Source organism: Actinoalloteichus hymeniacidonis, from assembly GCF_014203365.1.
Taxonomy (GTDB): domain Bacteria; phylum Actinomycetota; class Actinomycetes; order Mycobacteriales; family Pseudonocardiaceae; genus Actinoalloteichus_A; species Actinoalloteichus_A hymeniacidonis.
On the sequence record NZ_JACHIS010000001.1, the window covers coordinates 1,922,935 to 1,935,027 of the forward strand.

At 68.2% G+C, this 12,093-nt stretch carries 12 protein-coding genes; 6 read left to right on the forward strand and 6 right to left on the reverse strand.

Features of this window, described 5'->3' with window-relative positions:
* Window positions 1-80 precede the first annotated feature (80 nt).
* From BKA25_RS08670 to BKA25_RS08685, 4 genes are all read right to left on the reverse strand, one after another.
* Window positions 81-1,460 (reverse strand): FAD-dependent oxidoreductase, encoded by a 1,380-nt coding sequence (locus BKA25_RS08670; RefSeq protein WP_069850719.1) that lies wholly within the window; start codon window positions 1,458-1,460, stop codon window positions 81-83.
* Window positions 1,441-2,064 (reverse strand): tryptophan 2,3-dioxygenase family protein, encoded by a 624-nt coding sequence (locus BKA25_RS08675; protein ID WP_084643235.1) that lies wholly within the window; start codon window positions 2,062-2,064, stop codon window positions 1,441-1,443. Before BKA25_RS08675 ends, BKA25_RS08670 begins: the two co-directional genes overlap by 20 nt.
* Before the next feature lie 29 nt (window positions 2,065-2,093).
* Window positions 2,094-3,083 (reverse strand): polyprenyl synthetase family protein, encoded by a 990-nt coding sequence (locus BKA25_RS08680; protein ID WP_069850716.1) that lies wholly within the window; start codon window positions 3,081-3,083, stop codon window positions 2,094-2,096.
* A 162-nt stretch (window positions 3,084-3,245) separates the two neighbouring features.
* Window positions 3,246-3,887: a TetR/AcrR family transcriptional regulator gene (locus BKA25_RS08685; RefSeq protein ID WP_069850714.1), complete on the reverse strand. Its 642-nt coding sequence runs from the start codon at window positions 3,885-3,887 to the stop codon at window positions 3,246-3,248.
* Window positions 3,888-4,180: 293 nt separating this feature from the next.
* Between BKA25_RS08685 and BKA25_RS08690 the strand changes: the two genes are divergently transcribed.
* The 6 genes from BKA25_RS08690 to BKA25_RS08715 all read left to right on the forward strand — a co-directional run bounded on the left by BKA25_RS08690 (window position 4,181) and on the right by BKA25_RS08715 (window position 10,265).
* Window positions 4,181-5,374 carry a cytochrome P450 gene (locus BKA25_RS08690; protein WP_069850712.1) on the forward strand — a complete coding sequence of 398 codons (1,194 nt, stop codon included), beginning with the start codon at window positions 4,181-4,183 and terminating at the stop codon, window positions 5,372-5,374.
* Between the two features lie 24 nt (window positions 5,375-5,398).
* Window positions 5,399-5,608 carry a ferredoxin gene (locus tag BKA25_RS08695; protein ID WP_069850711.1) on the forward strand — a complete coding sequence of 70 codons (210 nt, stop codon included), beginning with the start codon at window positions 5,399-5,401 and terminating at the stop codon, window positions 5,606-5,608.
* Window positions 5,609-5,812: 204 nt separating this feature from the next.
* Window positions 5,813-7,606 (forward strand): FAD-dependent monooxygenase, encoded by a 1,794-nt coding sequence (locus tag BKA25_RS08700; RefSeq protein ID WP_069853880.1) that lies wholly within the window; start codon window positions 5,813-5,815, stop codon window positions 7,604-7,606.
* 4 nt (window positions 7,607-7,610) lie between these two features.
* Entirely contained in the window at window positions 7,611-8,003 is a 393-nt protein-coding gene (locus BKA25_RS08705; RefSeq protein ID WP_236750320.1) for a limonene-1,2-epoxide hydrolase family protein, read from the forward strand.
* Between the two features lie 205 nt (window positions 8,004-8,208).
* Window positions 8,209-9,402, forward strand: coding sequence for an acyl-CoA dehydrogenase family protein (locus BKA25_RS08710; RefSeq protein WP_069850709.1), 1,194 nt, complete (start codon window positions 8,209-8,211; stop codon window positions 9,400-9,402).
* A gap of 113 nt (window positions 9,403-9,515) precedes the next feature.
* Entirely contained in the window at window positions 9,516-10,265 is a 750-nt protein-coding gene (locus tag BKA25_RS08715; RefSeq protein WP_236750319.1) for a transmembrane-type terpene cyclase, read from the forward strand.
* 21 nt (window positions 10,266-10,286) lie between these two features.
* Here BKA25_RS08715 and BKA25_RS08720 read toward each other — a convergent pair whose 3' ends face one another.
* Window positions 10,287-10,916, reverse strand: a complete 630-nt coding sequence (locus tag BKA25_RS08720) for a helix-turn-helix transcriptional regulator (RefSeq protein WP_236750318.1) — start codon at window positions 10,914-10,916, stop codon at window positions 10,287-10,289.
* The gene (ispG, locus tag BKA25_RS08725; protein WP_069853876.1) at window positions 10,913-12,082 is read right to left on the reverse strand and encodes a flavodoxin-dependent (E)-4-hydroxy-3-methylbut-2-enyl-diphosphate synthase; all 1,170 of its coding nucleotides are present in this window, start codon (window positions 12,080-12,082) and stop codon (window positions 10,913-10,915) included. Before ispG ends, BKA25_RS08720 begins: the two co-directional genes overlap by 4 nt.
* Window positions 12,083-12,093 lie beyond the last annotated feature (11 nt).

A 12,093-nucleotide genomic window follows, 5' to 3' on the forward strand; every position in this document is an offset into this window, starting at 1 on the left:
CGCGGTGATCCGAGCAGGCCGGGCGCGGTTGTTCGTCGCATGGCATCGAACCTCCAGGTCTGGTCACGAAAACAGGCGGATCATGGCGTGAGCACGTCGGAACGAGGTGCGGCCACCGGATGCAGCAGCGACCGCCGGACCACCTGGTACGAGGTGAGCAGGCTACTCGGTGGGGCCAGTAGGAAGAGAACGTCCCGAAACGCCCGGCACACGACCGGATCACCGGGGACTCGATCGCGGACCCGGTCCAGGTACCGGTTGAGCAGTAGATCGAGCGGACCGGTGCGTGCCGCATTGCCCTCGGCTCCCGGCATGTGGCTGTCCGCTCCCGTGGCAATCTCCCAGGCGGCCTGCGAGGAACGCAAGATGACACGCTGCATCCGGTGTGTGGAGGGCAGCACGCGCGTCCCGGTCAGCAGACGTTCCAGGGCCGTCGCGTTCATGGCCGCCACCGACACGCCCTGGCCGTAGACCGGGTTGAACGCGCAGGCCGCGTCGCCGACGACGAGCAGTCCGCGCCGATCCCGGCCCTGGTCGTAGCGGCGCCTGCGGTTGCCGGTGTGTCGATATCCCACCGGTTTGCCGATCGGTCGTGCCGAGCGCAGGAAGGTGTGCGGCGCCTGGTGCGGCAGGTCGCGCGCGAAGTCGACGAACCCGGCCGGGTCGGTGGGCGGCGCCTGCCCCCGAGGCCCGGACAGCGTCGCCATCCAGCGGTCGCCCTCGGCGGGCAGGATGATCGCGCCGAGGGTCTGTGCGGCCTCGGGGACGATGTAGAAGCCCCGCAGCTGCCGATCGAAGTGCTGCTCGTCGGCGTGGAACACGCAGGTCGCATAGGCGCGGCCGGTCTCCAACGTCTCCTCGGCGACGGGTGCGCCACCGAGACCGGCGAGCCATTCGTCGAAGCGGCTGGCCCGGCCGGTGGCGTCCACCACCAGGTCGGCCTCGATGGCCCGCTCGGACTGCTGGTCGGTGCCCCGATCCCGCACCGTCACGCCGGTGACCTGGTCGGCGCGGCCCAGGAGTCCGGTCACCGCCGTGGAGGTCCAGACCCGGATCCGGGGTGCGGCCAACACCCGCCGCCGGACGAGCTGTTCGAGTAACGGGCGGGAGGCGGACATGACCGGCTGGGACGGGTGATCCCGCGAGACCCATTGGCCGGCCTGCCAGACACCGACGTCGGCGGGCACCGAGAGGTATGGCGCGTCGGCGGCGCGCAGCTCGTCGACCACCCCGGGAAGCAGCTCGTCCAATGCCTGGATCCCGCTGGTCAACAGGACATGGGTGTGTCGGGACTGCGGCACGCCCGACCTCGGTTCGGGACCGCCGGGGTAGTGGTCGCGCTCCAACACCGTCACGCGGTCGGCGTGGCGCGACAGGACCAGTGCGGCGAGCAGGCCGGACACGCTGCCGCCCGCCACCACGACGTGGCCGAACGAGGGATCAGGAGACACCGTGCTCACTTCGCACCTTCTCGGAGTCCGTTCGTGGATGCCTGGCGGTGTCGTCGAGGGATGAACCGGCCAGCCGCTTCGCCAGGAACCGGACCCCGTCGGTGTCACCGGATCCGGGCAGGTCGCCGATCATGTACTTGACCAGCCCGAGATGGGTTCGGCGCCAGTGGGTGATGGCGGTCCGCAGCCTCGCGAGGCGATGGGGTTCCAGCGGGAGGCTGGATTCCCTGGTCTCCAGGCGGTCGGTCAGCCGGAAGAGCTCCTGGAACTGTGCGGACTGCAAGCCGCTCGCGCTGCCGAACCGGTCCCGGAACATCAGGAAGGCCTCCGGGCGCAGCGTTTCCCGCAGCAGCGTCAGATGTGCCTCCAGGGACTCCACCATCAGGGTGGCCCGGTCCGCCCGGTGCGCGAAGCAGCGGGCGGTGCACCGGTTCTCCTTGATGTGCCGGAGATCCACGAGGACCTGGCTCAACAGCAGCTCCGACATCTGGTGCACGCTGATGAACAGTCGCTCGTTGTCATGCAGGTCTTGTTCGAGGGGCGCGGTGAGCGGGTGCTGTAGGGACAGCAGCTCCGCGAGGTGCAGGTAGCGGGGGTAGGTCATCGCAGTCATGAGTCACCTCCTGGCCGTGATCGCGGCGGTCACACCAGCCGACCGGGCACCGTGAGTTCCACGAGCACGTCGCGGTGCACGGACGGGGGGAGTTCGTCGAGTGCCCGGCCCGCGAGGTGGGCGTAGAGATGCGACATCCGGCGCGCCGATCGGACCGCGCCGGAGACCTCGACGATCTCCGCCATGGCCTCGTGCCGTTCCTCCACGGGGGTGGTGGTGTCGGCCAGCAGATGTTCGATCAGTCGTTGTTGTTCTCTGGTGGACCGCCGATGAGCGAGTAATACCGGCAATGTCGGTCTGCCGTTCCGAATATCGGAAATGTTCGGCTTACCGGCCCGAGTTCCGTCGTAGGCCATCAGATCGTCGCGAATCTGATATCCGACACCGAGGAGATCGCTGTAGCTCCGCAGCGCCGCAAGTGATTTCCGATCCGCGCCCGCGAGGGTGGCGCCGACGCCGCACGCCATCCAGAGCAGCGCGCCGCTCTTGTCTTTAATCATGTTCAGGTAGGTACTGGTGGAGCAGATACTCCGACCCATTCTGATCTCTTCGACCGCCGCGTTTCCGATGCGCAGTCCGGTCTGGGACAGAATGGTCAATGCCGCGCCGACGAGTTCGACGGGCGCGCCCGCCCGCTGGCAGTCGGCCAGGGCGGCGAAGCCGTGGAAGAACAGGCCGTCACCACCGATGATGGCCGTACCCTGGCCGAACGCGGCATGGGCGGCCAGCTTGCTGCGTCGCTGTGGATCGCCGTCGACGATGTCGTCGTGCATCATGGCGCCGACCTGAATGCATTCGACGGCCACGGCGGCGGGTAGTACCGATTTGACGTCGCCGCCGGTCGCCAGACTGGACCGGATCAGCAACCATGGGCCCATCATCTTACCGAAGGGAATCAACCCGTAACGGGCGAGTTCTTCGATTCCTTGGACGTCGAGTGGCCACCGTCGCTCCACTTCGGCGCGCACCAGAGCGGCTATCTCGAGATCGGCAACCTGGGGTACATCGATCTCCGTCATGGGAACGACTGTAGGGGCCGCTCGTTCCATTGTCGTCGATGTGAGCGGACGCGGGCACCAAAGGGAACGGTGCGTGGACTGTTCGGTCCCTCGGTCCGCTTGTTGGTTCCTTTGCGATTCCTATCGCTGCGACGAATGGGGTAGTAGGCGATACCTCGAATATCAGACGGCGAGTCCGGCTATCGCCGTGCGCAGGGCCAGTTCGGTCGCCTCGGTCAGGTTGTCCGGACCGGTCGAGTCGCGCTGTGGATGGTCGGCGCGCCAGGCGTGGTGTTCCATCGCGAGCCGGAGGGCGACGTTGAGCATGCCCGCCTGGACCTTGGTCTCCAGGGCGTCGGCGGAGCGTCCGGTGCGTTCGGCCAGCACCGAGGCGAAGGCCTGCTCGGCGTCGAGGTGGGTGCGCAGCCAGACCGACATCAGGCCGGGTTCGGTGCGCATCAGGCGGACCAGTTCCAAAGTGGACTCCGAGACGTCCTCGTAGAGGTCGTCCTCGTGCAGGAGATGGGCGAGCAGGGGCTGGTCGCGCGGCCAGTCGCGCAGGCGTTGCACGACGACCGAGATGCCGTGCGTCAGCAGCGGTTCGATGCAGGCCTCCTTGGACGAGGTGTACCGCCAGAGTGTCCGGGTGGAGATCTCCAGTTCGGCGGCGATCTGGTCGACGGAGGTGGCGGACACGCCTTGGGCTCGGAACAGGTCGAGCGCGGCGGCTGCGATCTGGAGACGGACGACATCCCGACGTTGTTGGCTCATGGGCGGTCGACCCCGGCCTCGATCCGCTGTCTCCTTCGTCGCGTCTGTCGTCATGGCGGACATTCTCCCCTCGGTCGTGGTTCGTCTCGGCAGGCCTGGCCCGGTTGGCCCGTCTCGGATCAATTCATGGCGCGCTAAGACAAAATGGCACACTCCGCCATTTAATGTTACGGTCCACTCGGGCGGCACGCCGATCGTCGGCCGGTGCTCGGCGAGGCACCGGCTGACCAGCTGACGGCGCCCGAGGTGGACCCGACGTGCGACTGACCCGTCTTGTGCTCCCCTCTGCCTGCGTACTCACCGCCGGGCGAGGCCAGTCGCGTCACCCCTGGACGAAAGGCGTTCGCATGGACGAGCCCAAGGTGCTACCCACCGCTGCACGGGCCACGGGATGCCCCTATGCCCCGGCAGCCGAGCTCTACGAGATGCAGAAATCCGAGGAACTTCCCCGAATCCGCATTCCCAACCCGATGATCGGCGAGTTCGAGGCGGTCGCCCTCACCCGCTACTCCGACATCCGCAGCGCGCTGAACGACGACCGGCTCCAGATGGGTTTCGTCTTCGACCCGGACGCCCCGCGCACCATGCTCAACCAGCCGGGCAACCTGTTGAACTACAACGGCGCCGAGCACTCCCGGCTGCGCCGCATGCTCACGGCCGCGTTCACGGTCAAGCGAATCCGCGCCCTGCAACCGATGGTCGAGGAGGTCGTCGCCGAGCGGCTGGACGCACTGGCGGCCGAGGGACCCGGCGTCGACCTGGTCACCGAGTTCAGCACGCCCATCCCGACCCAGGTGATCTGCCACCTGCTCGGAGTGCCCTATGCCGACCGGGCGGACTTCCAGCGCCGCGCCAAGGTCGGGTTGGACATCAACACCTCCCGGGAGAAGCAGATCGAGAACCTCGCCGAGCTCGACGCCTACATGGCCGAGCTCGTCGCGGCACACCGCCGCGAGCCGGGCGACAACATGCTCGGCATCCTGGTTCGCGACCACGGTCCCGAACTGACCGACGACGAGCTGGTGGGCATCGGCAACATGCTGCTCATCGCCGGACACGAGACCACCGCCAGCATGCTCTCGGCCGGAACCGCCCTGCTGCTGCAACACCCCGAGCAGCTCGCCGTGGTCCGCGACGACCCGTCGGCGATCGACGGCGCCATCGAGGAACTGCTGCGGTTCTGCTCCCCGGCCACCACCATGCCCAGGCAGGCCGCGGCCGACCTACAGGTGCGGGACCAGGTGATCAAGAAGGGCGAGCGGGTGATGACCTCGATCCTCGTGGCCAACCGCGACCCCGACATCGAGGCCCCGGATCTGGACACCCTCGACGTGCGCAGGCCGCCGCAACCCCACATCACGTTCGGCTACGGCGCGCACCAGTGCCTCGGCCAGCAGCTGGCCCGACTGGAGCTGCGGGTGGCGCTTCCGGCGCTGTTCAACAGGTTCCCCACGCTGGCCGTGGGAGTCGACCACGACGAGATCGACTACCGCACGACCGCGCTCGTCTTCGGCGTGAACAGGCTGCCCGTCACCTGGTGACGCGGCTGGAGGGTGAGGTTGACCATGAAGATCGAGATTGACGAGGGCAAGTGTGTCGCCGCCGGACACTGCGTGATGGTCGCGGCGGAGGTCTTCGACCAGCGTGACGAGGACGGCGTCGTCGTCCTGCTCGATCCGGCCCCGCCGGAGCACCTGCACGAACAGGTCCGAGAGGCGGCGCTGCTGTGCCCCGCCAACGCCATCCTCTCGGGCGGACGCGACTCGGCGTCATGACGACCCGACGCCGCTGACCCGCCACGGCCCGAGCTCCCGGCGCCACACCCGAGGTGGCTTCGGGCCCGGGGCACCAGTACGACCGATCAGTCCTTTGTGGATAGACCGAGTGTCGAGCACGACACCGGGAGAACAGGCACGCCAAGGCCCGCCGAACGGGCCCCGAAATCCCGTCGCATGATCACCTCGTTCGAGGAGAAATCAATGTCTGATGTGGAAGTATCGGTACTTATCGTCGGTGGCGGCGGCTGTGGGCTCACCACCTCGCTCTTCTTATCCGATCTCGGCGTGGATCACCTCCTCGTCGAGAGACGCGAGTCCACCTCCGTACTGCCCAGAGCGCACTACCTGAACCAACGCACCATGGAGATCTTCCGGCAGCACGGCGTCGCCGAGGACGTCTACCGCGAGAGCTGCCCGCTGGAGAACATGAGCGAGGTCGTCTGGCGGACCTCGCTGGCGGGAGACGGCCCGCTCGACGGCCGAGACCTGCACCGGATGGACGCCTTCGGCGGCGGAACCACCGCGGGTCCCTACGCGGCCGACAGCCCCAGCCCGTCGACGAACTTCCCGCAGCACAACCTGGAACCGGTGCTGCGTCGCCACGCCGACGAGCGGGCGCCTGACCGGGTGCGCTTCAACCACGTCATGGAGGAGTTCACCCAGGACGAGGACGGTGTGACCGCCGTGGTGACCGACCGGGAGACCGGCGAGTCGCAGACGATCCGGGCCCGCTACCTGGTGGCGGCCGACGGTGGCCGCAGCATCGGCGCCTCGCTCGGGGTGGAGATGGCAGGGGAGCCCGGCGCCTTCCAGGTGATGTCCGTGCACTTCACCGCCGATCTCTCCGAGTCCTGGCCGGGCGACTCGGTGCTGATGACCCACTTCGTCAGCCCGGACGGCGGACCGATCTCGCGTTACGGCATCGTCGCCGTGGGACCAGGCTGGGGACTGCACTCGCAGGATTGGGCGCTGCACTACCACATCCCGGTGGGCAGCACGCCGGACTTCTCCTCGGAGACGGCCGTGCTGCGCGTGCGTGAGCTGCTGAAACTGCCCGACCTCGAGGTCGCCGTCCACCAGGTCAGCCACTACGTGCCCGAGGCGGTCATCGCCGACACCTTCCGCGTCGGCCGGGTCTTCCTCGCCGGGGACGCCGCACACCGGCAGCCGCCCGCGACCGGTCTCGGCCTCAACTCGGCCATCCAGGACGCGCACAACCTCGCCTGGAAGCTGGCGGCGGTACTCGACGGGCAGGCCGACGACGCGCTGCTGGACACCTTCGAGCAGGAACGCCTGCCGGTCGCGCATCGGAACGTGAGCTGGGCGATGTACGCGCTGCGCAACCACGCCGTGGCGCACGCAGGCCTCGGGTTGCTGCCCGGGCAACCGTTGGAGGCCACCCAGCGCAACTTCCTGGAGCTCTTCTCCGACACGCCGATGGGGGAGACCCGTCGGATCCGCGCGCACGAGGTCTTCACCACGCAGCGGGTGGAGTATCAGGCGCACGACATCGAGATCGGCTTCTCCTATGCGGCCGGCGCCCTGGTCGCCGACGAGTCCCAGCCGCCGCCGCGCGACCCGATGGGCGGCCGATACCACCCGGTCACCCGCCCGGGACACCGGTTGCCGCACGTGTGGTTGCGCAAGGACGGCGAACGCGTCTCCTCCCACGATCTCGTCGGCGCCCACGGTGGATTCGTGCTGATCACCGGGCCGGAGAACTCCGCGTGGGTGGACGCGGCCGAGCGGGTCGCCGCGACTCACGGGGTGGCGTTGCAGGTCGTCTCGGTCGGGACGGAATCCGCCGACTACCAGGACGTCGACGGCGGCTGGGCGGCGCTGCGGCAGGTCCCCGGCGAGGGCGCGGTACTGGTGCGGCCGGACAACCACGTCGCCTGGCGCACCGAGCGCGCGGGCACCTCGCCCGCCTCGGAACTCACCGAGGTCTTCGCCCGGATCCTCGGCAAGCCCGCCCTCGTGGCGAGCGGAGGCTGACGCGGTGAGCATCGACAACGAGCGCGTCGTCCGGGACTTCCTCGGCGCGATGGGCCCGACGCCCGCCGATATCGGGGCCGCGGTGGACCGGTTCCTCACCGAGGACTGCGTCTGGGAGAACCCCGGTTCCCCGGTCTGCCGAGGCCGGGAGCAGATCATGGCGCTGATGCCACCCGCGTTCGCGCAGTTGGTGGTCCGCTTCCGAAGCGTGGCGGTCACCGGCGACACCGTGCTGGTCGAACGGGTCGAGGACATGCTGCGGACAGACGGCACACCGATCGCGGCGAATCTGAAGGTGGCGGCGGCCTTCGAGCTGCGCGACGGCCGGATCAGTGCCTGGCGGGACTACTTCGACATCACCCGCCTCATCTCCGAATCGGAGGACACGGCCGGCTGATTCGTGGGGGATCGTCGACGATCCGCCTGCCCGGACGGCGCATCCGCCGCATCGGCTGCGTTCGCGTCGACGATCACCCCACGGCCACCCGGCGCCCGCCGACGAATCGGGCGATCGCCACCGAATCGCCTGTCTGCTGTGTCCGCAACTCACGCGCGCGATCGGGCCGACCCGGCCGCGCTTCAGCGCCCCGGGAGGGCACCTCATGACCCATCTGCGAACAGATCCGGTGAATCTGCGTTCGGAGCTGCTGGACCGTGTCCACGCGATCGGTCCGGTACTGGCGGCCGGCGTCGCCGAGGGCGACCGGGAACGCCGACTCCCCCAGGCCACCCTGCAGGCGATCGAGGAATCCCAGGTCGGCATGCTCTGGACCGCCCGGTCCTACGGCGGGCTGGAGACCGACGTGCGGACCCTGAGCGAGGTCACCAAGGCCCTGTCGCACTACTGTCCGTCCACCTCGTGGGTGGTCAACAACATCAACGGCTCCAACCTGATGGCCTCGCGGTTCGGACAGCAGGCCCGCGACGAGGTGTTCGGCGCCGACCCCGGTGCCAAACTGGCCTCGATCTTCGTGGCCGCAGGCGATGCGGTGCGCACCGACGGCGGTTGCCTGCTGTCGGGGCGGTGGCCGTACGCCTCGGGCATCCTGCACGACGACTGGGCGGTGTTGAGCGCCAAGGAGATCGACGCCGATGGCGAGCTGATCCGACCGGTATCGGTGCTGGTGCCCGTCGCCGACCTCACCGTCGACGACACCTGGGCCACCGTCGGGATGCGCGCCACCGGCAGTCACACCGCCGTGGCCACCGAGGTGTTCGTTCCGGACCATCGGATCATCCCGGTGGACCGGCAGCTCGGACGGCAGAACGCCGAGGACGTCTCGCTGACTCCGTTGTTCCGCACGCCTGCGGTGGCCGCGATGGCCGTCATCTGCGCCTCGGTGGTGGTCGGCATCGGGCAGGCCGCCCTCGACCTCGTCGTGGACCGGGCCCCCTCCAGGGGGATCGCGCCGAGTCTGTACGCCAACCAGACCAGCTCGCCGACCTTCGTGTCCGGGCTCGGTGGGACCGCGCTGACCCTCGACTCCGCCCAGCTGCACGTCAGCCGGGCCGCCGACGTGATCGACGCGGCCGCCGAGGCCGCCGTCGCCCTGCCGGAGACGGAACTCCGGCGCATCCGAGGCGACGTCGGCCACGCGGTGAACCTGGTGACCATCGCACTCAACGAGCTGTTGTGGGCGCATGGCGCGGCGTCCTTCGCGGAGTCCAATCCCCTGCAGCAGTACTGGCGTGACGCCAATACCGCGGCGCGGCACGCCATGCTCAACGTGCATATCGGTCGCGAGCTCTACGGCGGCGCGTTCTTCGGACTGGATCTGATCGTCCGAGGTCTCTGATCGAGGCGGCTGTGGCAGGCCGGTATCGATCGCCTGCCTGCCGCAGCCACCAGGAATGCCCTGTTCCGCCCTGTCTCCGCTTCCCCCCGTCGACCCCGCTGAGGACGTGTGCCGTGGACCTGGATTGGCTTCCCCCACCGTTGTTCCCGATGTCGGAGATCGCGCCCGTGACGGTCGGTCCGGCCGACGTGCCGGACTGGCTGTTCTGGTCCGTCGCGGGCCCCACCGTGCTCGGTTGGCTCATCACCTACCTACTGGCCATCCGACAGACCGTGTTGGACGGGCGGGTCGCGATCCCCGCCTACCTGGTGGCGATCAACGTCGCCTGGGAGTTCAGCCTCACGTTCCTGCTGGAACAGACCAGCACGCAGCGCGGGATCAACCTCGTGTGGCTGGTCTTCAACCTCGTCCTGCTGAGTCTGGTCTTCCGCTACGGGCGCAACGACTATCCGACGCTGACTCAGAAGGCGTTCGCCTGGTCGCTGGTCGGCGTCTTCGTCTGGGCCGCCTTACTGATCATGGCGGGCGCCAACGAGTTCCACGACCGGGACGGCATGTACATCGGGATGATCCTCAACGTCCCGTTGAGCGCCGCCTTCATCTTCATGCTCCGGCGGCGCGGCAGTTCGATCGGGCAGTCGATGTACCTGGCCGTGGCGAAGCTGGGCGGCTCCTTCTTCGCGGGCCTGACCGGTTTCATCCTGTACCCGTCACGGCTGCTGTTCTTCGTGATCGTGCCGACCATGGTCGCCCTGGACATCCTCTACGTGGTGTTGCTGCACCGGAGGATGCGGGCGGAGGGGCGTTCGCCGTGGGCTTGGCGAACACGCCCCCATGCCGTGGAGGAACCCGCGACGCGATGACCCGGGTCGACCGGGGCTGCGCTAGATGACGCCCTTACGCAGGGCGTAGGCCACCGCGTGCGGCCGATTGTGCAGCCCCAGTCGACTGGTCACCGTGGAGATGACCCGCTTGACCAGCCGTTCCGAGTAACCGAGTTTGACGGCGATCTCCGCCGTGTCCAGGCCGTCCGACATCAGCCGGAGGACCTCGATCTCCCTGGCGTTGAGGCCGGAGGCGTGCAGACCGTGCGGCAGCAGCACCTCGTGTTGCAGTCGCTTGACCTGCTTGAGTAGTTCGCCGAGCATCGCCGAGGGCAGCATCCCGCCCCCGGCGGCGGCCGTCAGCACCGCTTCCTCGATCTGCGGCCCGGTGATGGTCTGTCGGGGAAGCACCGCGACGACGTTGGACTCCACGACGGTGAACACGTCGGCGCTGCCGATCTCTCCGGTGACGAGCACCACCGGCGCGGACAGGATCGCCTTCATCCGGCGGAGGCGTCCCAGTGCCTCGACGTTGACTCGGTCGGCGACGAACACGATCACGTCGAGGCCTGCCCGCTGCTGCTGCTCGACGGCGACCACCTCGATCCTGGGCTGTGCATCGAGGTGGCCGACGATCGCCATCCGGGAGAGCGGATCGGAGGCCAGCACGAGCACTCTTACGGAGCTCACAACGGCTGCCCCCCAACGACGCTGACCACCGGGCCCGTGCCACCGGCGATCGCCTCGGCGTCCTCGCCTGCGGCCTCGGTCTCCTCGGCGATGCGCATGGCTTCGTCGATGAGGGTTTCCACGATCTGGTGTTCGGGGACGGTCTTGATGACCTTGCCCTTGACGAAGATCTGGCCCTTGCCGTTACCCGAGGCCACTCCGAGGTCGGCTTCGCGTGCCTCGCCGGGTCCGTTGACCACGCAGCCCATCACCGCGACACGCAGCGGGACCTCCATGCCCTCCAACCCCGCGGTGACCTCCTCGGCCAAGGTGTACACATCGACCTGGGCGCGGCCGCAGGACGGACACGACACGATCTCGAGTTTCCTCGGTCGCAGGTTGAGGGATTGCAGGATCTGGGTGCCGACCTTGATCTCCTCCACCGGCGGCGCCGACAGCGACACCCGGATGGTGTCCCCGATGCCCTGCCGCAACAACGCCCCGAACGCGACGGCGGATTTGATCGTGCCCTGGAACGCCGGACCCGCCTCGGTGACCCCCAGATGCAACGGATAGTCACAGGCCTCCGACAGCAACTCGTAAGCGCGGACCATCACGACCGGATCGTTGTGCTTCACCGAGATCTTGATGTCGTGGAAGTCGTGCTCCGCGAACAGCGACGCCTCCCACAACGCCGACTCGACCAGGGCCTCTGGGGTGGCCTTGCCGTGCTTGGCCAACAGACGCGGATCCAGGGATCCGGCATTCACCCCGATCCGGATCGGAGTCTTATGGTCGCGGGCGGCGTGGGCGATCTCTTTGACCTTGTCATCGAACTTCTTGATATTGCCCGGATTCACCCGCACCGCCGCACACCCCGCCTCGATCGCGGCGAACACATACTTCGGCTGGAAATGAATATCGGCGATCACCGGAATCTGCGACTTCGCCGCAATCGTGGCCAACGCATCCGCATCATCCTGCGTCGGACACGCCACCCGCACGATGTCACACCCCGACGCCGTCAACTCCGCAATCTGCTGCAACGTCGCATTCACATCAGCAGTCACCGTCGTCGTCATCGACTGCACCGAGACGGGGTGCTGACTGCCGACGCCGACGGAACCGACCTGGAGTTGGCGGGTCTGCCGCCGAGGGGCGAGCACGGGTGGTGGCAGCGTGGGCATTCCCAATGCGA